22 protein-coding genes are annotated in these 25,820 nt (G+C 70.4%); 16 read left to right on the forward strand and 6 right to left on the reverse strand.

The genetic code is table 11. The features are described 5' to 3' along the window. The first annotated feature begins 23 nt into the window (after positions 1-23). Positions 24-815, forward strand: coding sequence for a phosphatase (locus tag OG736_RS17055; RefSeq protein WP_327183216.1), 792 nt, complete (start codon positions 24-26; stop codon positions 813-815). 84 nt (positions 816-899) lie between these two features. Here OG736_RS17055 and OG736_RS17060 read toward each other — a convergent pair whose 3' ends face one another. From OG736_RS17060 to OG736_RS17070, 3 genes are all read right to left on the reverse strand, one after another. Further along, entirely contained in the window at positions 900-1,772 is an 873-nt protein-coding gene (locus OG736_RS17060; protein WP_327183217.1) for an acyl-CoA thioesterase, read from the reverse strand. Positions 1,773-1,808: 36 nt separating this feature from the next. After that, positions 1,809-2,966 (reverse strand): acyl-CoA dehydrogenase family protein, encoded by a 1,158-nt coding sequence (locus OG736_RS17065; protein ID WP_171397439.1) that lies wholly within the window; start codon positions 2,964-2,966, stop codon positions 1,809-1,811. Positions 2,967-3,136: 170 nt separating this feature from the next. Next, positions 3,137-3,730: an SACE_7040 family transcriptional regulator gene (locus OG736_RS17070; protein ID WP_327183218.1), complete on the reverse strand. Its 594-nt coding sequence runs from the start codon at positions 3,728-3,730 to the stop codon at positions 3,137-3,139. Positions 3,731-3,826: 96 nt separating this feature from the next. Here OG736_RS17070 and OG736_RS17075 point away from each other — a divergent pair, with 96 nt between their 5' ends. From OG736_RS17075 to OG736_RS17125, 11 genes are all read left to right on the forward strand, one after another. Next, positions 3,827-5,443, forward strand: a complete 1,617-nt coding sequence (locus OG736_RS17075; protein WP_020131776.1) for a carboxyl transferase domain-containing protein — start codon at positions 3,827-3,829, stop codon at positions 5,441-5,443. A 14-nt stretch (positions 5,444-5,457) separates the two neighbouring features. Then, positions 5,458-7,491: an acetyl/propionyl/methylcrotonyl-CoA carboxylase subunit alpha gene (locus OG736_RS17080; RefSeq protein WP_327187626.1), complete on the forward strand. Its 2,034-nt coding sequence runs from the start codon at positions 5,458-5,460 to the stop codon at positions 7,489-7,491. 8 nt (positions 7,492-7,499) lie between these two features. Further along, on the forward strand, positions 7,500-8,438 hold the full coding sequence (locus OG736_RS17085; RefSeq protein WP_327187627.1) for a hydroxymethylglutaryl-CoA lyase: 939 nt from the start codon (positions 7,500-7,502) through the stop codon (positions 8,436-8,438). Positions 8,439-8,444: 6 nt separating this feature from the next. Further along, a complete protein-coding gene (locus OG736_RS17090) occupies positions 8,445-9,605 on the forward strand; it encodes an acyl-CoA dehydrogenase family protein (RefSeq protein WP_327183219.1) in 1,161 nt (386 codons plus the stop codon). A 397-nt stretch (positions 9,606-10,002) separates the two neighbouring features. Next, positions 10,003-11,052: an ABC transporter substrate-binding protein gene (locus OG736_RS17095; protein ID WP_327183220.1), complete on the forward strand. Its 1,050-nt coding sequence runs from the start codon at positions 10,003-10,005 to the stop codon at positions 11,050-11,052. Between the two features lie 143 nt (positions 11,053-11,195). Then, entirely contained in the window at positions 11,196-12,017 is an 822-nt protein-coding gene (locus OG736_RS17100) for a siderophore-interacting protein (RefSeq protein ID WP_327183221.1), read from the forward strand. A gap of 177 nt (positions 12,018-12,194) precedes the next feature. Further along, positions 12,195-13,637, forward strand: coding sequence for a lysine decarboxylase DesA (gene desA, locus OG736_RS17105; protein ID WP_327183222.1), 1,443 nt, complete (start codon positions 12,195-12,197; stop codon positions 13,635-13,637). After that, the gene (locus OG736_RS17110; RefSeq protein WP_327183223.1) at positions 13,621-14,895 is read left to right on the forward strand and encodes a lysine N(6)-hydroxylase/L-ornithine N(5)-oxygenase family protein; all 1,275 of its coding nucleotides are present in this window, start codon (positions 13,621-13,623) and stop codon (positions 14,893-14,895) included. Before desA ends, OG736_RS17110 begins: the two co-directional genes overlap by 17 nt. Then, positions 14,892-15,446 (forward strand): GNAT family N-acetyltransferase, encoded by a 555-nt coding sequence (locus tag OG736_RS17115; protein ID WP_327183224.1) that lies wholly within the window; start codon positions 14,892-14,894, stop codon positions 15,444-15,446. The genes OG736_RS17110 and OG736_RS17115 overlap by 4 nt, the downstream gene beginning before the upstream one ends. Further along, positions 15,443-17,212, forward strand: coding sequence for an IucA/IucC family protein (locus OG736_RS17120; protein WP_327183225.1), 1,770 nt, complete (start codon positions 15,443-15,445; stop codon positions 17,210-17,212). The genes OG736_RS17115 and OG736_RS17120 overlap by 4 nt, the downstream gene beginning before the upstream one ends. 72 nt (positions 17,213-17,284) lie before the next feature. Beyond that, positions 17,285-18,154 carry a DUF4429 domain-containing protein gene (locus OG736_RS17125; RefSeq protein WP_327183226.1) on the forward strand — a complete coding sequence of 290 codons (870 nt, stop codon included), beginning with the start codon at positions 17,285-17,287 and terminating at the stop codon, positions 18,152-18,154. 28 nt (positions 18,155-18,182) lie between these two features. On the opposite strand, the gene OG736_RS17130 is transcribed toward OG736_RS17125, so the two are convergent. Then, positions 18,183-19,754, reverse strand: coding sequence for a purple acid phosphatase family protein (locus tag OG736_RS17130; RefSeq protein WP_327183227.1), 1,572 nt, complete (start codon positions 19,752-19,754; stop codon positions 18,183-18,185). 186 nt (positions 19,755-19,940) lie between these two features. Here OG736_RS17130 and OG736_RS17135 point away from each other — a divergent pair, with 186 nt between their 5' ends. Then, on the forward strand, positions 19,941-20,198 hold the full coding sequence (locus OG736_RS17135) for a hypothetical protein (protein WP_020131788.1): 258 nt from the start codon (positions 19,941-19,943) through the stop codon (positions 20,196-20,198). A gap of 24 nt (positions 20,199-20,222) precedes the next feature. After that, positions 20,223-22,040 carry a glutamine--fructose-6-phosphate transaminase (isomerizing) gene (glmS, locus tag OG736_RS17140; protein WP_142264461.1) on the forward strand — a complete coding sequence of 606 codons (1,818 nt, stop codon included), beginning with the start codon at positions 20,223-20,225 and terminating at the stop codon, positions 22,038-22,040. Positions 22,041-22,140: 100 nt separating this feature from the next. On the opposite strand, the gene OG736_RS17145 is transcribed toward glmS, so the two are convergent. Both OG736_RS17145 and OG736_RS17150 read right to left on the reverse strand, forming a co-directional pair. After that, positions 22,141-22,707: a GPR1/FUN34/YaaH family transporter gene (locus tag OG736_RS17145; RefSeq protein ID WP_327183228.1), complete on the reverse strand. Its 567-nt coding sequence runs from the start codon at positions 22,705-22,707 to the stop codon at positions 22,141-22,143. Between the two features lie 148 nt (positions 22,708-22,855). Beyond that, entirely contained in the window at positions 22,856-23,383 is a 528-nt protein-coding gene (locus tag OG736_RS17150) for a universal stress protein (protein WP_057600310.1), read from the reverse strand. A gap of 409 nt (positions 23,384-23,792) precedes the next feature. Here OG736_RS17150 and OG736_RS17155 point away from each other — a divergent pair, with 409 nt between their 5' ends. Beyond that, positions 23,793-24,122: a hypothetical protein gene (locus tag OG736_RS17155; RefSeq protein WP_327183229.1), complete on the forward strand. Its 330-nt coding sequence runs from the start codon at positions 23,793-23,795 to the stop codon at positions 24,120-24,122. 377 nt (positions 24,123-24,499) lie between these two features. Beyond that, positions 24,500-25,732: a helix-turn-helix domain-containing protein gene (locus tag OG736_RS17160; RefSeq protein ID WP_327183230.1), complete on the forward strand. Its 1,233-nt coding sequence runs from the start codon at positions 24,500-24,502 to the stop codon at positions 25,730-25,732. Positions 25,733-25,820: the final 88 nt, after the last annotated feature.

The following is a 25,820-nucleotide window of genomic DNA, read 5'->3' on the forward strand; positions in this document are numbered from 1 at the left end:
CCCGCTGCCTCACAATGGAGACCATGCCGATACCCGGGACGCCCAGCCGCGCCGAACTCGTCGACCACCTCGTCAGAACCCGTATCGCCGGGGACGTCGCCACGCCCCGCGAGAACAACCTCTCCCACTACCGCCAGCTCGCGAACGGTGTCCGCAACTTCTGGCTCGGTCTGGAACTCGGCGACCGCTGGACCGACGAGCAGGACGTGCTCGCGGTGATGGCGGAGCGGGTCGGCGTGAACGACGATCCCGAGTACCGCTACGGCCAGGACACCATCGACCCCGAGCTGACGGTCGACGGCCTGGACCGGCTCGCGGCCCGGCTGCGCAAGGCGGCCGAAGGACGGCAGCGGGTCCTCTTCGCCACCGGCCACCCCGGTGGTCTCCTCGACGTGCACCGCGCCACCGCCGCAGCCCTGCGCGCGGCCGGCTGCGAGATCGTCGTCATCCCGGAGGGGCTCCAGACCGACGAGGGGTACGTCTGGCAGCTGGCCGACGTGGCGGTCCTCGAACACGGCGCCACGCTCTGGCACACCCACTCGGGCGAGCCGATGAAGGCCATCCTCACCGCGCTCGAACGCGAGGACCGGCCGCTGCCCGACCTGGTCGTCGCCGACCACGGCTGGGCGGGCTACGCCGGGCAGCACGGCGTCGACTCCGTCGGTTACGCCGACTGCAACGACCCGGCGCTGTTCATCGCCGAGTCGGAGGGCACCGTCCAGGTGGCGGTCCCCCTCGACGACCACGTCGTCAGCCCGCGTCACTACGACGTGATGACGGCGTACCTGCTGGCGGAGGCGGGGCTGACCGACTAGGGCCGCTCCGGCCGGGGAGGAATCCCCCGGAGGAGCCGGGGAGGGTCCCGGGGGCGCCGCACGCGCGGGTGCGGCGCCGGGTGGTCAGCCGCCCCGGGGGGCGCGGACCACACCTTCCTGGATCACCGAGACGGCGAGCCGCCCGTCCTGGGTGTAGATGCGGGCCTGGCCGAGGCCCCGGCCGCCGTGCGCGGAGGGCGACTCCTGGTCGTAGAGGAGCCACTCGTCGGCGCGGAACGGGCGGTGGAACCACATCGCGTGGTCCAGGGACGCTCCCACCACGTCACCGACCGCCCAGCCGCCGCGCCCGTGCGCGAGGAGGACCGAGTCGAGGAGCGTCATGTCGGAGACGTAGGTGGCGAGGACGACGTGCAGGAGCGGGTCGTCGGCCAGCTTGCCGTTGGCGCGGAACCAGACCTGGGAGTGCGGCTCGCGCGGTGCGCCGAACCGGCCGTACGGCGGCTCGTCGACATAGCGCAGGTCGACCGCCTCGCGGGCCTCCAGAAAACGCTCGACGACCTCGGGATCGAGGTGGGCGTAGCCGCGCAGCCGTTCCTCGGAGGTCGGCAGGGTGGCCGGGTCCGGGGCGGGCGGCATGGGGGTCTGGTGGTCGAAGCCCTCCTCGTGCCGCTGGAAGGAGGCGGACAGCGCGAAGATCGGCTGTCCGTGCTGGACGGCGACGACGCGGCGCGCGGTGAAGGACCGGCCGTCGTTCATCCGGTCGACCGTGTAGACGATGGGCGCGCCCGGGTCGCCCATGCGCAGGAAGTACGCGTGCAGGGAGTGGGCGAGCCGGTCCTCGGGGACCGTCCGCCCGGCGGCGACCAGTGCCTGCGCCGCCACCTGCCCGCCGAAGACGCGCGGGACGACGGCGGAGCGGGACCGGCCGCGGAAGATGTTCTCCTCGATCTGCTCGATGTCGAGCAGATCGAGCAGATCCTGTAGTGCCTGGCTCATGGCGTCTAGTTGTAGCGGCCCGTGGTTGCGGGCTGCTTACAGACCCATGTCCTTCGCGATGATCGACTTCATGATCTCGCTGGTGCCGCCGTAGATGCGGTTGACGCGGTTGTCCGCGTACAGGCGGGCGATCGGGTACTCGTTCATGAAGCCGTAGCCGCCGTGCAGCTGGAGGCAGCGGTCGATCACCCGGTGGGCGACCTCGGTGCAGAACAGCTTGGCGCTGGCGGCCTCGGCCGGGGTCAGCTCGCCCGCGTCCAGGGCCTCCGTGGCGCGGTCGGCGACGGCCTCGGCCGCGTCCACCTCGGCCTGGCAGGCGGCCAGCTCGAACTTGGTGTTCTGGAAGTGCGCGACCGGCTTGCCGAAGACCACGCGCTCCTGCACGTACTGCTTGGCGAACCGGACGGCGGCCTTGGCCTGCGCGTACGCGCCGTAGGCGATGCCCCAGCGCTCGGAGGCGAGGTTGTGGCCGAGGTAGTAGAAGCCCTTGTTCTCCTCGCCGAGCAGGTCCTCGACGGGCACCTTGACGTCGACGAACGCCAGCTCGGCGGTGTCGGAGGTCTTCAGGCCGAGCTTGTCCAGCTTGCGGCCGACCGAGTAGCCCTCGGCCTTGGTGTCCACCACGAAGAGGGAGATGCCGTGGCGGCGGTCCTCGGCGGTGGGCGCGGAGGTACGGGCGCAGACGATCATGCGGTCGGCGTGCACGCCACCGGTGATGAAGGTCTTGGAGCCGTTGAGGACGTAGTGGGTGCCGTCCTCGGAGAGCTTGGCGGTGCTCTTCATGCCCGCGAGGTCGGAGCCGGTGCCCGGCTCGGTCATCGCGATCGCCCACATCTCCTCGCCGGAGACGAACTTCGGCAGGAAACGCTTCTTCTGCTCGTCGGTGGCGAGCAGCTTGAGGTAGGGCAGACCGAGCAGCACGTGCACACCGGAGCCGCCGAAGGAGACACCCGCGCGGGCGGTCTCCTCGTACAGCACGGCCTCGAACTTGTACGAGTCGATGCCGGCGCCGCCGTACTCCTCGTCGACGCGGATGCCGAAGACGCCGAGCTCGGCGAGCTTGTAGTAGAAGTCGCGCGGCGCCTGACCGGCCGCGAACCACTCGTCGTAGACGGGAACGACCTCGGCCTCGATGAACGCCCGGAGGGTCTCCCGGAACGCCTCGTGATCCTCGTTGAACACCGTACGGCGCACCGCCGCCACCCTTCCTTGCGCCTAAACCGGCGCCGCTCTCGCGTACCTGGTTGCTCGCCGTCGGGGTGCTCAATTGATGGTTGCGGCCCTCATTGGCTAAGCGCTTGCTCAGAGAACAACCGTACCGGCGAGTACGAAGAGCGTCCAGGGTGGGGCGGGGGTAACGCTCGTCACTCCGCGGCCGCCGCGAAGGCCCCCCTCGCCATCCGGTGCAGGAGGGCCGCGGTGGCCGCGCGCCCCGGCAGGGAACCCGGCCGGCCGAGATGCGGGGTGGAGTTCAGCAGACCGAAGACGGAGTGCACCGCGGAGCGGGCGGTCGGCTCGGCGAGGCCCGGATACACGGCACGCAGGGCCTCCACCCACAGTTCGACGTACTGCCGTTGGAGCTGGCGGACCAGCTTGCGGTCGCTGTCACGGAGGCGGTCCAGCTCACGGTCGTGCAGGGTGATCAGAGGACGGTCGTCGAGGGCGAAGTCGATGTGGCCCTCGACGAGCGAGTCGAGGAACGCCTCGGGCGACACGCCGTCGGCCTCCTGGAGGCGCAGCTTCGCGCCGGTCAGCAGCCGGCCGCTGATGCCGACCAGCAGCTCGGCGAGCATCGCGTCCTTGCCCGGGAAGTGCCGGTAGAGCCCCGGCCCGCTGATGCCGACGGCGGCGCCTATCTCGTCCACCCCCACGCCGTGGAACCCGCGCTCGGCGAACAGCCGCGCGGCCTCCCTGAGGATCTGCTCGCGACGGGTGGGGGCGTCGGTTCTCGTGGCCATGAAGGCAATTCTAGACAGGGAGGTTAGCGGTCGTTAACCTGAAGGAAATGGTTAACGCTCATTAACAGTCGATCACTGGGTGAGGGGACCGCAAGGATGGAGCAGGCACCGGAGCTGACGAGCGCGGCAGACCCCGCGTCGGAGGCCTGGCGGGCCAACGAGGCGGCGCACCGCGCACTCGTCGACGAGCTGCGCGGCAAGCTGGCCGCGGCCCGGCTGGGGGGTGGGGAGAAGGCGAGGGCACGCCATACCGCGCGCGGGAAGCTGTTGCCCCGGGACCGGGTCGACACCCTCCTGGACCCGGGTTCGCCCTTCCTGGAGCTCGCCCCCCTCGCCGCCGACGGCATGTACGAGGGGCAGGCCCCGGCGGCCGGGGTCATCGCCGGGATCGGGCGGGTCGGCGGGCGCGCGTGCGTGATCGTCGCCAACGACGCCACCGTCAAGGGCGGCACGTACTACCCGATGACGGTGAAGAAGCATCTGCGCGCCCAGGAGGTCGCCCTCGAGAACCGGCTGCCCTGCCTGTATCTCGTGGACTCGGGCGGGGCCTTCCTGCCCATGCAGGACGAGGTGTTCCCGGACCGGGAGCACTTCGGGCGGATCTTCTACAACCAGGCCCGGATGTCCGGGGCCGGGATCCCGCAGATCGCCGCGGTGCTGGGCTCGTGCACGGCCGGCGGGGCCTACGTCCCGGCCATGAGCGACGAGGCCGTCATCGTCCGCGGCCAGGGCACGATCTTCCTGGGCGGGCCCCCGCTGGTGAAGGCCGCCACCGGCGAGGTCGTCACCGCGGAGGAGCTGGGCGGCGGCGAGGTGCACGCGCGGGTGTCCGGCGTGACCGACCACCTCGCGGAGGACGACGCGCACGCGCTGCGGATCGTCCGCAACATCGTCGGCACACTCCCCGCGCGCGGGCCCCTGCCCTGGGAGGTGCGGCCGTCCGTCGAACCCAAGGTCGACCCCTACGGACTGTACGGCGCGGTGCCCGTCGACTCCCGCACCCCCTACGACGCGCGCGAGGTCATCGCGCGCGTGGTCGACGGCTCCCGCTTCGCGGAGTTCAAGTCCGAGTTCGGGCAGACCCTGGTCACCGGCTTCGCCCGGATCCACGGCCACCCGGTCGGCATCGTCGCCAACAACGGCATCCTGTTCTCCGAGTCCGCCCAGAAGGGCGCCCACTTCATCGAGCTGTGCGACCAGCGCGGGATCCCGCTGGTGTTCCTCCAGAACATCTCCGGGTTCATGGTCGGCCGGGACTACGAGGCCGGCGGCATCGCCAAGCACGGCGCCAAGATGGTGACGGCCGTGGCGTGCACGCGCGTGCCGAAGCTGACGGTCGTCGTCGGCGGGTCGTACGGCGCCGGGAACTACTCCATGTGCGGCCGGGCCTACTCGCCCCGCTTCCTGTGGATGTGGCCGGGCGCCAAGATCTCCGTCATGGGCGGTGAGCAGGCCGCCTCGGTCCTCGCGACCGTCAAGCGGGACCAGCTCGAGGCGCGGGGCCAGGAGTGGCCCGCGGACGAGGAAGAGGCCTTCAAGGCACCGGTCCGGCAGCAGTACGAGCGGCAGGGCAACGCCTACTACGCCACCGCCCGCCTCTGGGACGACGGCGTCATCGACCCGCTGGAGACCCGGCAGGTGCTGGGCCTCGCCCTGACCGCCTGTGCCCATGCGCCGCTGGGTGACCCCCAGTTCGGCGTCTTCCGGATGTGAGGAGGGGAGCAATGATGTTCGACACCGTGGTTGTGGCCAACCGGGGCGAGATCGCCGTCCGCGTCATCCGCACCCTGCGCGCGCTGGGCGTGCGCTCGGTGGCCGTCTTCTCCGACGCCGACGCGGACGCCCGGCACGTCCGGGAGGCCGACACCGCCGTACGCATCGGTCCGGCGCCGGCGGCCGAGAGCTATCTGTCGGTGGAGCGGCTGCTCGCGGCGGCCGCCCGCACCGGCGCGCAGGCGGTGCATCCCGGCTACGGCTTCCTCGCGGAGAACGCGGGCTTCGCGCGCGCCTGCGCCGACGCCGGGCTGGTCTTCATCGGACCGTCCGCGGACGCCATCTCCCTGATGGGCGACAAGATCCGGGCCAAGGAGACCGTGCAGGCGGCCGGGGTGCCGGTGGTGCCCGGGTCCAGCGGCAGCGGACTCACCGACGCCGAACTCGCCGACTCGGCCCGCGAGATCGGCACTCCCGTGCTGCTCAAGCCGTCGGCCGGCGGCGGCGGCAAGGGCATGCGCCTGGTACGGGACCTGGCCGTGCTGGACGAGGAGATCGCCGCCGCCCGCCGCGAGGCCCGCGCCTCCTTCGGGGACGACACGCTCCTCGTCGAGCGGTGGGTGGACCGGCCCCGGCACATCGAGATCCAGGTGCTGGCCGACGGCCACGGGAAGGTGGTGCACCTGGGCGAGCGCGAGTGCTCCCTCCAGCGCCGGCACCAGAAGATCATCGAGGAGGCGCCCTCGGTCCTGCTGGACGAGAAGACCCGCGCGGCCATGGGCGAGGCGGCGGTCCAGGCGGCGCGTTCGTGCGGCTACCGGGGCGCGGGCACGGTGGAGTTCATCGTGCCGGGCAACGACCCGTCCTCGTACTACTTCATGGAGATGAACACCCGGCTCCAGGTGGAGCACCCGGTCACCGAACTGGTCACGGGTCTGGACCTGGTGGAGTGGCAGCTGCGGGTGGCCGCCGGTGAGCCGTTGTCCTTCGGCCAGGACGACGTCCGGCTGACCGGGCACGCGGTCGAGGCGCGGATCTGCGCCGAGGACCCCGCGCGCGGGTTCCTGCCCTCCGGCGGGACGGTGCTCCGGCTGCGCGAACCCCAGGGCGACGGCGTACGCACCGACTCCGGGCTCAGCGAGGGCACCGAGGTCGGCAGCCTCTACGACCCGATGCTGTCCAAGGTGATCGCCCACGGCCCGGACCGGGAGACCGCGCTGCGCAGGCTCCGGGCGGCCCTCGCGGAGACGGTCACGCTGGGCGTGCAGACCAACGCCGGGTTCCTGCGGCGGCTGCTGGCCCATCCGGCGGTGGTGGCCGGCGAGCTGGACACGGGCCTGGTGGAGCGGGAGGCCGCGACGCTCGTCGCGGCCGACGTACCGCAGGACGTCTACGCGGCGGCGGCGCTGCTGCGCCAGACCGCGCTCTCGCCCACGCCCGGCCCGGGCTGGGTGGACCCCTTCGCCGTCGCGGACGGCTGGCGGCTGGGCGGCGAGCCCGCCTGGACGGCACACCACCTGCACGTGCCGGGGCACGACCCGGTGACCGTCCGCGTGCGCGGCGCGGCGGACGGCACGGCCGAGGTGCTGCCGGACGGGGCGGACACCCCGCTGCGGGGCGCCGGGGGCCCGCTCCCGGCGCCGGGAGGGGATCCCCGGTTCACCTGCCGGCTCGACGGCGTCGCCCGGTCCTTCGCCGCACTGCCGGACGGCACCTGGCTCGGCCGGGACGGCGACGCCTGGAACGTGCGCGACCACGATCCGGTCGCCGACTCCCTCTCCCGAGGGGCCCACGCGGGCGCCGACTCGCTCACCGCGCCCATGCCCGGCACGGTCACGGTGGTGAAGGTCGCCGTCGGCGACGAGGTGACCGCGGGCCAGAGCCTGCTGGTCGTCGAGGCGATGAAGATGGAGCACGTCATCTCCGCCCCGCACGCCGGCACGGTCGCCGAACTGGACGTGACGCCGGGCACGACGGTCGCCATGGACCAGGTGCTGGCCGTCATCGCCCCGGCAGAGGCACAGCCAGAGGCACAGGAGGAACAGTGACGCTTCCCATGGCCGTACCGGCCGAGGGCCTGCCCGCGCGGGTGCGCATCCACGAGGTGGGCGCGCGGGACGGCCTCCAGAACGAGAAGTCGGCCGTTCCGACGGCCGTCAAGGCGGAGTTCGTCCACCGTCTCGCCGACGCGGGCCTCACCACCATCGAGGCCACCAGCTTCGTCCACCCCGACTGGGTGCCCCAACTCGCCGACGCCGAGCAGCTGTTCCCGCTGGTGCGGGACCTCGGGGTGGATCTTCCGGTCCTCGTGCCGAACGAGCGCGGCCTGGACCGGGCCCTCTCCCTGGGCGCCCGCCGGGTCGCCGTCTTCGCCAGCGCCACGGAGTCCTTCGCCAAGGCCAACCTCAACCGCTCGGTGGACGAGGTGCTGGCGATGTCCGAGCCGGTGGTGGCCCGGGCCAAGGCGCAGGACGTGCATGTGCGCGGCTACCTCTCCATGTGCTTCGGCGACCCGTGGGAGGGCGCGGTCCCGGTGGACCATGTCGTCCGGGTCTGCCGGGCCCTGCTCGACCTGGGCTGCGACGAGCTGAGCCTGGGCGACACGATCGGCGTGGCCACCCCGGGTCACGTCCGGGCCCTGCTGACCGCGCTGAACGAACACGGCGTGCCCACGGGCGCGCTGGGCGTGCACTTCCACGACACGTACGGCCAGGCGCTCGCCAACACCCTCGCCGCGCTCCAGCACGGCGTCACCACCGTCGACTCCTCGGCGGGCGGACTCGGCGGCTGCCCGTACGCCAAGTCCGCCACCGGCAATCTCGCCACCGAAGACCTTGTGTGGATGCTGCGTGGCCTCGGCATCGACACGGGGGTGGACCTCGGCCGTCTCGTCGCCACGAGCGAGTGGATGGCCGGCCGACTGGGCCGACCCAGCCCTTCCCGCACCGTCCGAGCACTCGGCGGCACAACGACACAGCCCCACAAGGAGCAGTGACCCGAAATGGACCACCGTCTCTCCCCCGAACTGGAAGAACTCCGTCGCACCGTCGAGGAGTTCGCGCACGACGTGATCGCGCCCAAGATCGGTGACTTCTACGAGCGGCACGAGTTCCCGTACGAGATCGTCCGTGAGATGGGCCGCATGGGCCTGTTCGGGCTGCCGTTCCCCGAGGAGCACGGCGGCATGGGCGGCGACTACCTCGCGCTCGGCATCGTGCTGGAGGAACTCGCGCGCGTCGACTCGTCCGTGGCGATCACCCTGGAGGCGGGCGTCTCGCTGGGCGCCATGCCGATCCATCTCTTCGGTACGCCGGAGCAGAAGCGGGAGTGGCTGCCGCGGCTGTGCTCCGGCGAGATGCTCGGCGCCTTCGGGCTGACCGAGCCGGACGGCGGCTCCGACGCGGGCGCGACGCGTACGACGGCCCGGCTCGACCCCGAGACGGACGAGTGGGTGATCAACGGCACCAAGTGCTTCATCACCAACTCGGGCACGGACATCACGGGGCTGGTCACGGTCACGGCGGTGACCGGCCGGAAGCCGGACGGCCGGCCGCTGATCTCGGCGATCATCGTCCCGTCCGGTACGCCGGGCTTCACGGTCGCGAGCCCGTACTCGAAGGTCGGCTGGAACGCCTCCGACACCCGTGAGCTGTCCTTCTCGGACGTACGTGTCCCGGCGGCGAACCTGCTGGGCGAGGAGGGCCGCGGGTACGCGCAGTTCCTGCGGATCCTCGACGAGGGGCGTATCGCCATCGCGGCGCTGGCCACCGGCCTCGCACAGGGCTGTGTGGACGAGTCGGTGAAGTACGCGAAGGAACGGCACGCGTTCGGCCGTCCGATCGGTGCCAACCAGGCCATCCAGTTCAAGATCGCCGACATGGAGATGAAGGCCCACACGGCCCGCCTCGCCTGGCGGGACGCGGCCTCGCGGCTGGTGGCCGGCGAACCCTTCAAGAAGGAGGCCGCCGTCGCCAAGCTCTACTCGTCGACGATCGCCGTCGACAACGCCCGCGACGCCACCCAGGTGCACGGCGGCTACGGCTTCATGAACGAGTACCCGGTGGCCCGGATGTGGCGCGACTCCAAGATCCTGGAGATCGGCGAGGGCACGAGCGAGGTGCAACGAATGCTGATCGCCCGCGAGTTGGGGCTGCCCGGCTGAGCCCCGAGGGCCCAGGGCGCGATGGAGCGCGCTGGGCCGCGGCGGCCGTCGGGGGTGCGTTCGCGCAATGGCCGGAAGTCGACCTGGCACCGCTGACCTGATGCGCACAGGAGGTCGCCGCAGCGCTCGATCCGGGCCGGTACGGAGGCCTCCTCGGCATGCCCCGAGGCCGCCCGACCGCTCTTCACATCCTCGGAGCGAGTGACAAAGCCAGCCCCGTTCCAGTCTCCTGACACCCCGTACACCTTTGATCCACAGGATGGACACAGCGAACGGGCATGCGCCGAGGCGGGCGTTCCGCGATCCGGAACCACCCTCTGGACACGAGCTGAGGTTAGGCTAACCTACGTTCGAACCGTCCTCGGGTGATCCGCCCCGTCCGAAAGTAGCCAGAGACATGCCCAACGCCAGAGCCGCTCGTCCCACCCGCCGTGGCATCCTCGCCGTCGGTGGCGCACTGGGCCTCGGTGCCGCCCTCGCCGCCTGCGGGGACGACGACGCGAGCAGCAGTGGCTCCGAGTCGTCGGCGAGTGCCTCGGCCAAGTCCGGTCCCTGGACCTTCAAGGACGACCGCGGCACCACGGTGAAGCTCGACAAGATCCCCGCGAACATCGTCGCCTTCACCGGCGTCGGCGCCGCCCTGTACGACTACGGCATCCAGGTCAAGGGCGTCTTCGGCCCGACCAAGACCGCCGCGGGCAAGGCCGACGTCCAGGCCGGCGACATGGACGTCACCAAGGTGACGGTCCTCGGCAACGTCTGGGACGAGTTCAACGTCGAGAAGTACGCGGCCCTCGCGCCCGAGGTGCTCATCTCCACGATGTTCGACAACGCCGGCACCCTCTGGTACGTCCCCGAGGCCTCCAAGGACAAGATCGCCAAGCTCGCCCCGAGCGTCGGCATCTCCGTCTACGACCGTCAGCTGACCGCTCCGCTGCAGCGCATGTGGGAGCTGGCCGAGTCGCTCGGCGCCGACATGACGGCGGCCGCGGTCACCGACGCCAAGAAGAAGTTCGAGGACGCGGCCGCCCGGCTGCGCGCCGCCGCCAAGGCCAAGCCCGAGATCAAGGTGCTGGCCGGTTCCGCGAGCGAGGCGCTCTTCTACGTCTCCGGCACCAACCTCTCCATCGACCTGGAGTACTTCAAGGCCCTCGGCGTGAACTTCGTCGAGCCGCCGGAGAGCGCGAAGGCGGAGGGTGGCGGCTGGTACGAGTCGCTGAGCTGGGAGAACGTCGACAAGTACGCGGCCGACATCATCATGATGGACGACCGCTCCTCGACGATCCAGCCTGCCGACATCACCGAGGCGACCTGGAAGAAGCTGCCCGCGGTGAAGGCCGGTCAGGTCATCGCGCGGTCGCCGGAGCCGATCCTCTCGTACGCGAAGTGTGTGCCGCTGCTCGAGAACCTCGCCGAGGCGCTCGAGAACGCGAAGAAGGTCGCCTGACAAGGGCGGCTCGATGTCGCGGGTGAGCTGTGGGCCCGGCTGTGGCCGGTCGGGCCCACGCGGCGCGGCCGCGTACAGGCGCAGCCCCGCGTCCCTGGAAAGCAAGGCCGGTTCTCCCTCCCCACGTCTACAGGAGCACCCCCGTGACCACCGCCGTTGTCGCGCCCTTCCGGTTCTTCTCGCTTCGGGTCGTGCGGGCTCGGCGGGTCGGGTCGTCCCTCGTCCGGGTCACCTTCGCCGGGCAGGACCTCGAGCACTTCTTCTCCGACGGGCACGACCAGTCGCTGTCGCTGTTCCTGCCCCAGCCGGGTCAGAGCGAGCCGCAGGTGCCCTTCGAGCTCGGCGACGGCTGGTGGCAGGCGTGGCGTGAACTGCCGGACGATGTGCGGGCGGTGATGCGTTCGTACACGCTGCGGGCCCTTCGCCGGGACGCGCTCGGGCGCACCACCGAGATCGACATCGACTTCGTGCTGCACACCCCGGCCGGGCCCGCCTCCGCGTGGGCCTCGGGTGCCGGCGCCGGGGACCGGGTCGTCCTGCTGGGCCCGGCCCTGGCCGACAACCGGGCGATCCGGTTCCGGCCGCCCGGGGACACCGACCTGATCGTGCTGTGGGGTGACGAGAGCGCCCTGCCGGCCGTCGCGTCGATCCTGGAGTCCCTGCCGGCCGGACAGCGCGTCCGGGTCTGGCTGGAGGCGCACGACGCCGGAAACGTACGGGAGTTGGTGACCGCGGCTGACGCCGAGGTCACCTGGGTGGTCGGGGAGAGCTCCGTGGACGCCCTCCGGGAGGCCCGGTTCCCGGCCGCCGAGCACCCTTACGTCTGGATCGCGGGCGAGTCGGGATGCGTGAAGGCGTTGCGCCGCCACTTCGTCCAGGAGCGCGGGATCGACCGGCGCCGCATCACCTTCGTCGGGTACTGGCGCCAGGGCATGAACGAGGAACAGCTCCGCGCGGCGGAGTAGCCACCACCCTTGCCCCCGCAGGGAGTTGTGCGGGGGCATCGACGTGATCACAGTCACGGCAGAGGCAAGGCTTCCTCGCTGTTACTTAGGTTAGGCTAACCTAAGTTGAACCAGAGGCTCCGTCCCCGAGCCCGTCCCGCAGCAGACCTCGTCCCCACCCCCCGGAGGACCTCCACCATGCGCTCGCACCTGCTCAATGACACGACCGCGGAGCAGTACCGCCGCTCCGTGACCGAAGGAGTAGAGCGGGTGGCCGCCAAAATCGCCGCCACCGACCGTCCGTTCACCGGCGTCTCGGTCGACGCCCTCGCGCCCCGCATCGACGGGATCGACCTGGACAAGCCGCTGCACGACACCACGGCCGTCCTGGACGAGCTGGAGGAGGTCTACCTCCGCGACGCGATCTACTTCCACCACCCCCGCTACCTCGCCCACCTCAACTGCCCGGTCGTCATCCCCGCCGTGCTGGGCGAGGCGGTCCTGTCGGCCGTCAACTCCTCCCTCGACACCTGGGACCAGTCGGCCGGCGGCACCCTCATCGAGCGCAAACTGATCGACTGGACGACGGCCCGGATCGGCTTCGGCCCGGCCGCCGACGGCGTGTTCACCTCCGGCGGCACCCAGTCCAACCTCCAGGCACTGCTGCTCGCCCGCGAGGAGGCCAAAGCCGAGTCCCTCGCCGACCTGCGCATCTTCGCCTCCGAGGTCAGCCACTTCAGCGTGAAGAAGTCCGCGAAACTGCTGGGTCTCGGACCCGACGCGGTGGTGTCCATCCCGGTCGACAACGACAAGCGGATGCAGACCCTCGCGCTCGCCCGCGAGCTGGAGCGGTGCAGGGAAGCCGGTCTGACGCCCATGGCCGTGGTCGCCACCGCCGGCACCACCGACTTCGGCTCCATCGACCCGCTGCACGGGATAGCCGAGCTGTGCGACCGGTACGAGACCTGGATGCACGTCGACGCGGCCTACGGCTGCGGTCTGCTCGCCTCCGTGAAGTACCGGGACCGGATCGACGGCATCGAACGCGCCGACTCCGTCACCGTCGACTACCACAAGTCCTTCTTCCAGCCCGTGAGTTCGTCGGCCGTACTGGTCCGCGACGCGGCGACGCTCCGCCACGCCACCTATCACGCCGAGTACCTCAACCCGCGCCGCGCGGTGCAGGAGCGCATCCCCAACCAGGTGGACAAGTCCCTGCAGACCACGCGCCGCTTCGACGCGCTCAAACTGTGGATGACCCTGCGGACCATGGGCGCCGACGGCATCGGGCAGCTCTTCGACGAGGTCTGCGACCTGGCCGTCGAGGGCTGGCACCTACTGGCCGCCGACCCGCGCTTCGACGTCGTCGTCCAGCCGTCGCTCTCCACCCTCGTCTTCCGCTACATCCCCGCCGCCGTCACCGACCCGGCCGAGATCGACCGCGCCAACCTCTACGCCCGCAAGGCCCTGTTCGCGTCCGGTGACGCGGTGGTCGCGGGCACGAAGGTCGGCGCCCGCCACTACCTGAAGTTCACCCTGCTGAACCCCGAGACGACGACCGACGACATCGCCGCCGTCCTCGACCTGATCGCCGGCCACGCCGAGCAGTACCTGGGAGAGTCCCTTGACCGCGCTTCCTGAAGCCAGCCACACCTATGACTTCGTGGGGATCGGGCTCGGCCCCTTCAACCTCGGCCTCGCCTGCCTCACCGAGCCCATCGACACGCTCGACGGCGTCTTCCTGGAGTCCAAGCCGGACTTCGAGTGGCACGCCGGCATGTTCCTCGACGGCGCCCACCTCCAGACGCCGTTCATGTCGGACCTGGTCACCCTGGCCGACCCGACCTCGCCGTACTCCTTCCTCAACTACCTGAAGGAGAAAGGCCGGCTGTACTCGTTCTACATCCGCGAGAACTTCTACCCGCTGCGCGTCGAGTACGACGACTACTGCCGCTGGGCCGCGAACAAGCTGAGCAGCGTGCGCTTCTCGACGACGGTCGCGGAAGTGACGTACGAGGACGACGTGTACGTCGTGCGGACCACCGCCGGCGAGCGGTACCGCGGTCGTCACCTGGTCCTCGGCACCGGCACGCCCCCCTACGTCCCGGAGGCCTGCGCGGACCTGGGCGGCGACTTCCTGCACAACTCCCGCTATCTGCGGCACAAGGCGGAACTCCAGAAGAAGGAGTCGATCACGCTGGTCGGCTCCGGGCAGTCGGCCGCCGAGATCTACTACGACCTGCTCAGCGAGATCGACGTCCACGGCTACCGGCTGAACTGGGTCACCCGCTCCCCGCGCTTCTTCCCGCTGGAGTACACCAAGCTCACGCTGGAGATGACCTCCCCGGAGTACATCGACTACTTCCGTGAGCTGCCGGAGCAGACCCGCTACCGCCTCACGGCCGAGCAGAAGAACCTCTTCAAGGGCATCGACGGCGATCTCATCAACGAGATCTTCGACCTGCTCTACCAGAAGAACCTCGGCGGCCCGGTGCCCACCCGACTGCTCACCAACTCCTCGCTGACGAGCGCGCGTTACGCCGACGGCACCTACACCCTCGCCTTCCGCCAGGACGAGCAGGAGAAGGACTTCGAGCTGAGCTCCCAGGGGCTCGTCCTGGCCACCGGCTACAAGTACACCGAGCCGGAGTTCCTCGCGCCCGTCCGGGACAGACTGCGCTACGACTCCCACGGCAACTTCGACGTCGCCCGCAACTACTCCATCGACACCACGGGCCGGGGCGTGTTCCTGCAGAACGCGGGCGCGCACACCCACAGCATCACCTCCCCCGACCTCGGCATGGGGGCGTACCGCAACAGCTCGATCATCCGTGACCTGCTCGGCAGCGAGTACTACCCGGTCGAGAAGACCATCGCGTTCCAGGAGTTCGCCGTATGAGCACGACCACGGCCGCCGTCGGCCGCCTCACCCTGCGCCCGCTCGACCCCGTCGAGGACGCCGAGCTGCTGCACGGCTGGGTCACCCACCCCAAAGCCGCGTACTGGATGATGCAGAGCGCGAAACTGGTGGACGTCGAGCGCGCCTACATGGACATCGCGGCCGACGAGCACAGCCACGCCCTCATCGGCCTGCACGACGGCGAGCCCGCGTTCCTCATGGAGTACTACGACCCGGCCCACCGTGAGCTGGTCGGCCTGTACGAGCCGCAGCCCGGCGACGTCGGCATGCACTTCCTGGTCGCCCCCACCGACCGGCCCGTGCACGGGTTCACGCGGGCCGTGATCACCACCGTGATGGCGCGCCTCTTCGACGACCCGACCACCTCCCGGGTCGTCGTCGAGCCGGACGTCTCCAACACGGCGGTGCACGCCCTCAACGAGGCCGTCGGGTTCGTGCCCGAGCGGGAGATCCAGAAGCCGGAGAAGCGGGCGTTGCTGAGCTTCTGCACCCGCGAGCAGTTCGTCGCGGCGACGGAGGTGCCGGCATGAGCCTCGCCGACGCCGTCGCCCACCTCTCCCCCGAGCGCTGGGAGAAGGCCAACCGTCTGCTCGTCCGCAAGGCCCTCGCGGAGTTCGCGCACGAGCGCCTGATCACCCCCGAGGAGAAGGACGGCCGCTTCGTCGTCCGCAGCGACGACGGGCTGACCTACTACCGCTTCACCGCCGCCCGCCACGCCCTCGACCACTGGCAGGTGGACGCCGACTCGATCACCCGCACCCGCGACGAGGCCGAACTCCCGGTCACCGCGCTGGACTTCTTCATCGAGCTGAAGAAGACGCTGGGCCTGAGCGAGGAGATCCTGCCGGTCTACCTGGAGGAGATCTCCTCCACCCTCTCCGGCACCTGCTACAAACTCACCAAACCGCAGATCACGTCCGCCGAGCTGGTCAGGAGCGGCTTCCAGGCCATCGAGACCGGGATGACCGAGGGCCACCCCTGCTTCGTCGCCAACAACGGGCGGCTCGGCTTCGGCATCCACGAGTACCTGTCGTACGCCCCGGAGACGGCGAGCCCGGTCCGGCTGGTGTGGCTGGCCGCGCACCGCTCGCGGGCCGCGTTCACGGCGGGCGTGGGGATCGACTACGAGTCCTTCCTGCGGGAGGAACTGGGCGAGAAGACGGTCGAGCGGTTCGACGGGATCCTGCGTGAGCAGGACCGGGACCCGGACGACTACCTCCTCATCCCCGTCCACCCCTGGCAGTGGTGGAACAAGCTCACCGTCACCTTCGCCGCCGAGATCGCCCGCGGGAACCTGGTCTGCCTGGGCGAGGGCGACGACGAGTACCTGGCGCAGCAGTCCATCCGGACCTTCTTCAACTCCTCGCACCCCGAGAAGCACTATGTGAAGACGGCCCTGTCCGTCCTCAACATGGGCTTCATGCGCGGGCTCTCGGCCGCCTACATGGAGGCCACCCCGGCCATCAACGACTGGCTGGCCCAGCTCATCGACAACGACCCGGTGCTGCGCTCGACGGGCCTGTCGATCATCCGGGAGCGGGCGGCCGTCGGCTACCGGCACCTGGAGTACGAGGCCGCGACGGACCGCTACTCGCCGTACCGCAAGATGCTGGCCGCGCTGTGGCGGGAGAGCCCGGTGCCGACGCTCCGGGACGGCGAGTCGCTGGCGACCATGGCCTCCCTGGTCCATGTGGACCACGAGGGCAGCTCGGTGGCCGGCGCGCTGATCGAGCAGTCCGGCCTGGCGCCGACGGAGTGGCTGCGCGGCTACCTCCAGGCGTACTACACCCCGCTCCTGCACAGCTTCTACGCCTATGACCTGGTGTTCATGCCGCACGGCGAGAACACCGTCCTGGTCCTGAAGGACGGGGCGGTGCAGCGGGCGATCTACAAGGACATCGCCGAGGAGATCGCGGTCATGGACCCGGACGCGGTGCTGCCGCCCGAGGTCCGGCGCATCCGCGTCGAGGTGCCCGAGGACAAAAAGCTCCTGTCCATCTTCACGGACGTCTTCGACTGCTTCTTCCGCTTCCTCGCGGCCGGCCTCGCCACCGAGGGGATCCTCGGGGAGGACGACTTCTGGCGCACGGTCGCCGAGGTCACCCGCGCCTACCAGGAGGCGAACCCCGAACTGGCCGACAGGTTCCGCCAGTACGACATGTTCGCCCCCGAGTTCGCCCTGTCCTGCCTCAACCGGCTCCAGCTGCGCAACAACAAGCAGATGGTGGACCTGGCGGACCCGTCGGGCGCCCTCCAGCTGATCGGAACCCTGAAGAATCCCGTCACGGGGTTCTGATCCGGACAGACGGGCGCCCCCGAGTACGGTCCTCGGGGGCGCCCGTCGCCATGTTTGGAAGAATCTCCTCCCATGGCGGAAATCATCCAGAAGGACGGCACCTGGGTCTTCGACGGCGATGCCCTGCGGCTGACCCCCGGCCGGGACAAGAACGTCAGCCCGCTCCGCAGGGAACTGGGTGAACTGATCGTCCCCCTGGGCGCGTTGGCCGGGCTGTCGTTCGAGCAGGGAAGGAAGACCGGGCGGCTGCGGCTACGGCTGCGGGACGGCGCCGATCCCCTGCTCCAGGCGACCGGCGGACGGCTGACCGAGCCGCACGATCCGTACCAGCTGCTCGTCGAATCCGACCGGTACGGGGTCGCCGAGTACCTCGTGGACGAGGTGCGCCAGGCACTGCTCCTCGACGAGGTGCCGACCGACCCGGTGGACGCGTATCTGCTGCCCGGCCCGTCGGTGCCCCTGTCCGCCTCCGCCGGGGACGGCACGGCGAGCTTCGACGGTGAGCGGGTACGTCTGGAGTGGAACTGGAAGACCGAGGAGTCCAAGGCCTCCGCCGGCGCCCGCAGTATCGGCATCGCGGAGATCGAGGCGGTGGAGTGGCAGCCCGCGGTCGGCCTCGAGAACGGCTGTCTGCGCTTCCGGCTGCGTCACGCGCCGACGAAGGCACCGGCCAAGTACGACCCCAACGCCGTGGAGCTGTGGGGGTTCAGGAAGGACCCGTTGATGGCGCTCGTCGCGGCGGCCGTGCAGGCCAGGCTGCCCCACCCGGCGGCCGGACCCCGGGAGGTCGTACCCGCGCAGCGCGAGGCGGACTCCGCCGGCGGGGACGACCATGACGCGCTGCTGCGCCGTCTGCGCGAACTGGGTGAGCTGCGCCGTGACGGCGTCCTGACGGACGAGGAGTTCGCGATGGCCAAACAGGCGGTCCTCAGGCGCTTGTAGCGCGTCGAGGACCGCCTGTGACGTGGTGCTACTTCGCCTTGCGGGCCACCGTGAAGTGGTCGACCTGGTCACCGGTCTCGGCGATGCCGCGCACGGTCAGCGTGGCCGTACGGCCCTTCGCGGCCGGGGTCACGTCCACCCGCAGGAACGAGTAGTCGAGGTAGCGCACGCGCGACCAGGTGACGGTCTCGTTCACCTTGCCGTCCTTGGTGTTGATGAAGGACGCGACGGAGTCGACCTCGTTCTCGTGGCCCTCGTAGGAGAGCGGGGCGCTGAACGCGTACAGGCTGCGGCCGGCCGCGCCCGCCGTGACGTACACGACACCGTCGGTCTCGGGGTACGCCGTGCCGCCGATCGGGAGCTTCCTGGTGACGGCGCCCTTCTTGAGGACGTCGGTGCGCTCGTACTGGTGGTTGTGGCCGTTGATGACCAGGTCCACCGTGTACTTCTCGAACAGCGGCACCCACTCCTGGCGCACGCCCCCCTCCGAGGCGTGCGCGGTGGAGGTGCAGTAGGCGCAGTGGTGGAAGAAGATCACGATGAAGTCGACGTCCTTCGACGCCCGGTACTTCTTGAGCTGCGTCTCCAGCCACTTGGTCTGGGTGCCGCCCGAGATGCCGAGGTTGGCCGGGATCTCGAAGGAGATGTCGTTGGCGTCGAGCGAGATCACCGCCGTGTTGCCGTAGACGAAGGTGTAGACGCCCGGGAGGTTCTTCGCGTCGGGGCCGTTGTCCGGGAGGTTCCAGCGGGCCTCCTCGCCGCCGTAGCCGTTGGGCGAGTACCAGGCCTCCATGTCGTGGTTGCCGTAGGCCGGCATCCACGGGACGGACTTGGCGACGGACTCGGTCTGGGCGAGGAACTGGTCCCAGACGCGGGAGTCGAAGCCGGTGTCGGCGGTCTTGCCCTGGCCGGCCGGGTCGGCGTAGGCGATGTCGCCGGCGTGCAGGTGGAAGGCAGGGTTCTGGCCGAGGAGAAGGCTGTTGTTGGCGAGGCCGTGGTAGCCGACGCCCTCGTCGCCGAAGGCGGTGAAGGTGAACGGCGCCTTGTGGTCGGGGGCGGTGGTGAAGGTGCCGAGGGTGCCGAGGAGGTGGGCGGCGGCCGGGTCGAAGCCCGCGTGGCCGACGCCGTAGTAGTACGTCCTGCCGGGCTTGAGGTGGGTGAGTTCGGCGTGCAGGTAGTACTGGGTGTGGTCGCCGCTGGCGCCGACACCGGCCGGGGTGTACAGGGTGCGCACCTCGGCCTCGATCTTGCGGGAGAGGTCCCAGGGGTGGGCGCCGATCCGGATGAAGGGCTTCTTCACCGCGACCGGGACCTGCCAGGAGACCGTGATCTCGGTGCGCGGGTCCTTGCCGTAGGCGAGGTGGCGCCCGAAGGGGGCGACGAGGGCGCCGTCGACGTGCTCGGCGGCCGGCGTGGTCTTCGGGGTCTGCGCCGGCACAGCCGCCTGTGCCGTGGCGCCGGTCACGAACGCGCCACCCGTGACGGTGCCCAGGGTGACGGCGCCGCCTCTGATCATCGTGCGCCGGGAGAACTTGGCGCGCAGGTACTCGTGCTGCTCGGCCATGCTCATGCGGTCGGCGAGCTGCTCGGGTACGCCCATGCGAGGAGTGTCCATGACGTCTGAAACTCGTCGCCTCGGGCGACGGGCCGCAAGCCGCCAAATGGACGGCCGGGGAACAGCGGCTCATAACACATTCAAGGTTCCCCCAAGGCTCCTTAACAGGTGCCTGCCCGAAATCGGGCACGATTCTTGCGAAACCGGCTCGCGTACCCCAGGATCTACCGGGTGCACGACGAACTCGTTGATCACCTGACGCGCTCCACGCCCCTCCAGCGGGGCGAGGCGCTACGGGTGATCCAGGACGTGCTCGCCTACTTCGACGAGACGACCGAGAACTACGTCCGTCGCCGCCACCGCGAGCTCCAGGCCCAGGGTCTGGTCAACGCGGAGATCTTCGAACGGGTCGAGGCGGACCTGAAATACCGTGCGGTGGCGCCGCCCGAGCTCACGCTCAGGCAACTGCGGCGCATCGTCTACGGGTGATCGAAAGCTTGGGGATACCTATATATGTGCGGAATCGTCGGATACATCGGCAGGCGTGACGTGGCCCCGCTGCTGCTCGAAGGCCTTCAGCGGCTCGAGTACCGCGGCTACGACTCGGCGGGCATCGTCGTCACCTCGCCGAAGACGGCCGGCCTGAAGATGGTCAAGGCCAAGGGCCGGGTCCGCGACCTGGAGGCCAAGGTCCCGGCGCGCTTCAAGGGCACCACCGGCATCGCCCACACCCGCTGGGCCACCCACGGCGCCCCCTCCGACGTGAACGCCCACCCGCACATGTCGGCCGACCTCAAGGTCGCCGTCGTCCACAACGGCATCATCGACAACGCCTCCGACCTGCGGAAGAAGCTCGAGGCCGACGGCGTCGAGTTCCTCTCCGAGACGGACACCGAGGTCCTCGTCCACCTCGTCGCCCGCGCCCAGGCCGAGAAGCTCGAGGACAAGGTCCGCGAGGCGCTGCGGGTGGTCGAGGGCACCTACGGCATCGCCGTGATGCACGCCGACTTCAACGACCGGATCGTCGTCGCCCGCAACGGCTCCCCGGTCGTCCTCGGCATCGGCGAGAAGGAGATGTTCGTCGCCTCGGACATCGCCGCACTGGTCGCCCACACCCGCCAGATCGTCACCCTCGACGACGGCGAGATGGCCACCCTGAAGGCCGACGACTTCCGCACCTACACGACCGAGGGCACCCGCACCACGGCCGAGCCGACCACCGTCGAGTGGGAGGCCGCCTCCTACGACATGGGCGGCCACGACACCTACATGCACAAGGAGATCCACGAGCAGGCCGACGCCGTGGACCGCGTGCTGCGCGGCCGCATCGACGACCGCTTCTCCACCGTGCACCTCGGCGGCCTCAACCTGGACGCCCGCGAGGCGCGCCAGATCCGCCGGGTGAAGATCCTCGGCTGCGGAACCTCGTACCACGCGGGCATGATCGGCGCCCAGATGATCGAGGAGCTCGCCCGCATCCCCGCGGACGCCGAGCCCGCCTCGGAGTTCCGCTACCGCAACGCGGTCGTGGACCCCGACACCCTGTACATCGCCGTCTCGCAGTCCGGTGAGACGTACGACGTGCTGGCGGCCGTCCAGGAGCTGAAGCGCAAGGGCGCCCGGGTGCTGGGCGTCGTCAACGTGGTCGGCTCGGCGATCGCCCGCGAGGCGGACGGCGGCGTGTACGTGCACGCGGGTCCCGAGGTCTGCGTCGTCTCGACGAAGTGCTTCACCAACACCACGGTCGCCTTCGCGCTGCTCGCCCTGCACCTGGGCCGCACCCGTGACCTCTCCGTGCGCGACGGCAAGCGGATCATCGAGGGCCTGCGCAAGCTGCCCGCGCAGATCGCCGAGATCATGGAGCAGGAGGCGGAGATCGAGAAGCTGGCCGAGACGCTCGCCGAGGCCCGCTCGATGCTCTTCATCGGCCGTGTCCGGGGCTACCCGGTCGCCCGTGAGGCCTCGCTGAAGCTCAAGGAGGTCTCGTACATCCACGCCGAGGCCTACCCGGCCTCCGAGCTCAAGCACGGTCCGCTGGCCCTCATCGAGCCGGCGCTCCCGACGGTCGCGATCGTCCCCGACGACGACCTGCTGGAGAAGAACCGCGCCGCCCTGGAGGAGATCAAGGCCCGCAGCGGAAAGATCATCGCGGTCGCCCACCGGGAGCAGGAGAAGGCCGACCAGACGGTCGTCGTCCCCAAGAACGAGGACGAGCTCGACCCGATCCTGATGGGCATCCCGCTCCAGCTCCTCGCCTACTACACGGCGAAGGCGCTCGGCCGCGACATCGACAAGCCGCGCAACCTGGCGAAGTCGGTGACGGTGGAGTAGTCCTCCCCGCTCGCACGGAACGGCCCCCCACGCGTGCCACCTGCGCGTGGGGGGCCGTTCTCCTGCCGGGGACGCCCAACTCCCCGGCGCCGGCTGCCGATCAGCCCGTGGCCGTCACGCCGGGGCGGGCAGCACGTCGGGGAACTGCCGTGGGCCAGTGGGCCAGCGCCGCGGTCGCCGCGTACCAGGCCACCGCGCCCGCCGCGACGGCGAACCAGCCGCCGACCTTGGTGAGCCCGTCGCTGTCGGCGAACCGGGCGACGGCCATCAGCACCAGCCCGACGCAGAACAACCCGTAGGCGCCCTGGCCGAGTTGGTCCCCACCCGCGAGGGTCAGGGAGAGCGCCACGAGGGCGAACAGGAGCAGGAAGAGCCCTGCGGCGTTGTCGGAGACCTGAGTACCGGCGGAGACCGCCCAGGTGAACCAGAAGGCGCCGAGGACGGTGTAGGCGGTGCCGGCGGCCGCGTCGCGGTCGCGGAGGGCGAGCAGGCCGGCGACGAACAGTGCGACGCCGCCGACGTAGTGGGCGATGGATACGGCGTCCGCAGCCGTCACGCCGTCGATGAGGTCGGTGTAACCGAGCCCGAAGGCCAACAGGGTGACACCCAGGGCGAGTCGGCCGGCGATCGTGGTGGTGCTGCTTCCCGCAGAGACGTCGTTGTCCACGGCGGGCTCCCTTCATGCATGTGCAGTTGTGTGAGCGGTATATGCCCTTCACAAAGGCACAAACACCCCTACGCGCCAGTAGATTTATGCTGCGCGACAAGGGGAGCGGGGCGTACCCAGATCTCATCTCACCTGGGAGAACGGCGAGTTACGGAATGACAACGACGGGCCGCTTGGCCCGCTTGGCGAGTCGCCCCGCGACCGAGCCGAAGATCCGGCCGACGATCCCGTGGGTCGAGCCGACGACGATCGCGTCGGCCTCGTACTCCCGCCCCACCTCTTCGAGTTCGTGGCAGATGTCGCCGCCGCGCTCGACCAGGATCCAGGGCACCTCGGCGAGGTACTCCGCGCACGCGAGCTCCAGACCGAGCACCTCGGTGCGGTGATCCGGCACGTCGACGAAGACGGGCGGCTCGCAGCCGGCCCACACCGTGGTGGGCAGCCGGTTGGCGACATGGACGATGATCAGGCCCGAGCCGGAGCGGTGGGCCATGCCGATGGCGTACGCGAGCGCGCGTTCACTGGACGTGGAGCCGTCGAAGCCGACGACCACGCCGTGCTTGAAGGCTGGATCGCACGAGTGGCGTGCGTCTTCCGCCGCCTGGGGCTCGGCCGCCGTAGGGTCGGCGACGGGCCGCTTGCGGTCCGCGGGTTCGAAGAATTCGTGACCGGCCATGGCTGTCTCGGCGTATTGATCCTTATACGGGTGGGACGCGGCGGTGTGAGCAACGGAGCTGTCCGGGAATCATCTTCCCAACCCCATACCCCCAAGGGTACGGCGGCACGCCTCCGAGGCCCAGTTCCCGCACGCCCCCGGTGGGGGTTCCAGGGAGCATGCACGAGCGGACGCCCGTAACGCAATGGTTGCTGCCCCGTACAGGCGGTTTGCACAGGGTTCACCTACGCGGGACCGCCGCCGACAGTGACCGACCGCTCGAACAGGCGTTGAACCCCGTGCACCGCCGCCCCACCACCGCTCCACCACTGCTCCACCGCCGCCGTCCGACCGCCCCCGCACCCCGCACCCCGTACCCCGCCCCTCGCACCGCCGCCCCGCACCGCCGCCCCAGGAAGGAGCCCGCCCCGTGCCTTCGCCCCGCGCGACCCCCGACCCCCGCCCCGGCGACGACCGGTCGACCGACCTGATCCGCTGGGGGGCCTTCAGTTGCTTCCTGGTCCCGGTGGTCCTCCTCTGGTACGGCACCTCGCTGGCCGGCGCCACCGGCACCGCCCTCGGCCTCGCCGCCGTCACGGCCGTCTGCCGGGTGCTGCTGCGCCGGTCCGAGCGGTGCGCGGCCCGGTTGCTCGACGAGGAGCCCACGCCCCAGGCGCACCCCCGGGGGCGCCATCAGCGCACCGGGACGGGGTCGCACCGTGGCGGTCGTCACTCCGGGGGAAACTCACCGGCCGGTTGACCGGTTTTCACGCACGGACCCGCTTCTTTTCAGCCAACTTCCGGTGATGGCGCATCCCTTGCCCCAACCACCCCCCACCCCCCGTTCCACCTGCACGGAAAGGGCCTCAGGGGGCCTGCGCACCCTACGGGGATTGGCCACCGCACCGAGGCGCACTTCCCTGCACGGCCCACGAGTGCAACGCTTCGTGATCGAATGCTTCACGCCAAGTTGCCATGTCGACAATCTGCCGGGTGGCGAAGTGGCCACGCCGGCATTGTGCGACACGTTAGATTCGATCTTGACTGTCTACGGCGGGGGACTCGTGCAGGACCGAGGGGAAACGTGCAGGAGCGACACAACCGAGGAGCCGCGACCACCGAGGGGGGCTTAGCAGGATGAGCCACGACTCCACTGCCGCGCCGGAAGCCGCGGCCCGGAAACTCTCCGGGCGACGCCGCAAGGAGATCGTCGCGGTGCTGCTGTTCAGCGGCGGCCCCATTTTCGAGAGTTCCATTCCACTGTCGGTGTTCGGGATTGACCGCCAGGACGCCGGCGTACCGCGCTACCGCTTGCTGGTGTGCGGTGGTGAAGAAGGCCCGCTGCGGACCACAGGGGGCCTGGAACTCACCGCGCCACACGGCCTGGAGGCGATCGCACGGGCGGGCACGGTCGTCGTGCCGGCCTGGCGTTCGATCACCTCGCCGCCGCCGGAGGAGGCGCTCGACGCGCTGCGCCGGGCGCACGAGGAGGGTGCCCGCATCGTGGGCCTGTGCACCGGCGCGTTCGTGCTGGCCGCCGCGGGTCTGCTGGACGGCCGCCCGGCCACCACCCACTGGATGTACGCGCCGACGCTGGCCAAGCGCTATCCGTCGGTACACGTGGATCCGCGCGAACTGTTCGTCGACGACGGCGATGTGCTGACGTCGGCGGGTACGGCGGCCGGAATCGATCTCTGTCTGCACATCGTGCGGACGGATCACGGTAACGAGGCCGCGGGCGCGCTGGCCCGGCGGCTGGTCGTCCCACCACGCCGGTCGGGCGGCCAGGAGCGCTACCTCGACCGGTCTTTACCGGAGGAGATCGGCGCCGACCCGCTCGCCGAGGTCGTCGCCTGGGCGCTGGAGCATCTCCACGAGCAGTTCGACGTGGAGACGCTGGCGGCACGCGCCTACATGAGCCGCCGCACGTTCGACCGCCGCTTCCGGTCCCTGACCGGCAGCGCACCGCTCCAGTGGCTGATCACCCAGCGGGTGCTCCAGGCGCAGCGCCTGCTGGAGACGTCGGACTACTCGGTGGACGAGGTCGCGGGGCGCTGCGGCTTCCGTTCGCCGGTGGCCCTCCGCGGCCACTTCCGCCGACAGCTCGGCTCGTCCCCGGCGGCGTACCGGGCGGCCTACCGGGCCCGCAGGCCACAGGGCGAACGGCAGACGGACAACGAACCGTCGCCGCCGCCACCGTCACAGGCGCTGCACCCGGACGCTCCGGGACCGGTACCGCCGCAGCTGCGGCGTACGGCCTCGGCGACGGCCGGTGCGATGGGCTCGTCGGCGTCCCTGCCGTCCGAGCACGCGCGGGACGCGTACGCGACCTCGCGGGCGAGTCTGCCGGGGCAGCGCAGCAGTACCTGAGCGGGTGACGGAAGCTCTCGAGCGCCGGCCGGGCCCACCGGCCCGGCCGGCGCTCGGGCACGAGAGCGTCCACGCGGGGCACCGCAAA

The organism is Streptomyces sp. NBC_01334, assembly GCF_035983595.1.
GTDB classification, from domain to species: Bacteria; Actinomycetota; Actinomycetes; order Streptomycetales; family Streptomycetaceae; genus Streptomyces; species Streptomyces coriariae.

What these genes read in the sequence shown, in the direction of transcription:
- glmS (WP_142264461.1), top strand. Translation starts at nt 20,223, where the DNA reads ATGTGCGGAATCGTCGGATACATCGGCAGGCGTGACGTGGCCCCGCTG.
- desA (WP_327183222.1), top strand. Translation starts at nt 12,195, where the DNA reads ATGCGCTCGCACCTGCTCAATGACACGACCGCGGAGCAGTACCGCCGC.
- OG736_RS17075 (WP_020131776.1), top strand. Translation starts at nt 3,827, where the DNA reads ATGGAGCAGGCACCGGAGCTGACGAGCGCGGCAGACCCCGCGTCGGAG.
- OG736_RS17090 (WP_327183219.1), top strand. Translation starts at nt 8,445, where the DNA reads ATGGACCACCGTCTCTCCCCCGAACTGGAAGAACTCCGTCGCACCGTC.
- OG736_RS17095 (WP_327183220.1), top strand. Translation starts at nt 10,003, where the DNA reads ATGCCCAACGCCAGAGCCGCTCGTCCCACCCGCCGTGGCATCCTCGCC.
- OG736_RS17060 (WP_327183217.1), bottom strand. Translation starts at nt 1,772, where the DNA reads ATGAGCCAGGCACTACAGGATCTGCTCGATCTGCTCGACATCGAGCAG.
- OG736_RS17130 (WP_327183227.1), bottom strand. Translation starts at nt 19,754, where the DNA reads ATGGGCGTACCCGAGCAGCTCGCCGACCGCATGAGCATGGCCGAGCAG.
- OG736_RS17125 (WP_327183226.1), top strand. Translation starts at nt 17,285, where the DNA reads ATGGCGGAAATCATCCAGAAGGACGGCACCTGGGTCTTCGACGGCGAT.
- OG736_RS17055 (WP_327183216.1), top strand. Translation starts at nt 24, where the DNA reads ATGCCGATACCCGGGACGCCCAGCCGCGCCGAACTCGTCGACCACCTC.
- OG736_RS17085 (WP_327187627.1), top strand. Translation starts at nt 7,500, where the DNA reads ATGGCCGTACCGGCCGAGGGCCTGCCCGCGCGGGTGCGCATCCACGAG.
- OG736_RS17120 (WP_327183225.1), top strand. Translation starts at nt 15,443, where the DNA reads ATGAGCCTCGCCGACGCCGTCGCCCACCTCTCCCCCGAGCGCTGGGAG.
- OG736_RS17070 (WP_327183218.1), bottom strand. Translation starts at nt 3,730, where the DNA reads ATGGCCACGAGAACCGACGCCCCCACCCGTCGCGAGCAGATCCTCAGG.
- OG736_RS17160 (WP_327183230.1), top strand. Translation starts at nt 24,500, where the DNA reads ATGAGCCACGACTCCACTGCCGCGCCGGAAGCCGCGGCCCGGAAACTC.
- OG736_RS17150 (WP_057600310.1), bottom strand. Translation starts at nt 23,383, where the DNA reads ATGGCCGGTCACGAATTCTTCGAACCCGCGGACCGCAAGCGGCCCGTC.
- OG736_RS17080 (WP_327187626.1), top strand. Translation starts at nt 5,458, where the DNA reads ATGTTCGACACCGTGGTTGTGGCCAACCGGGGCGAGATCGCCGTCCGC.
- OG736_RS17115 (WP_327183224.1), top strand. Translation starts at nt 14,892, where the DNA reads ATGAGCACGACCACGGCCGCCGTCGGCCGCCTCACCCTGCGCCCGCTC.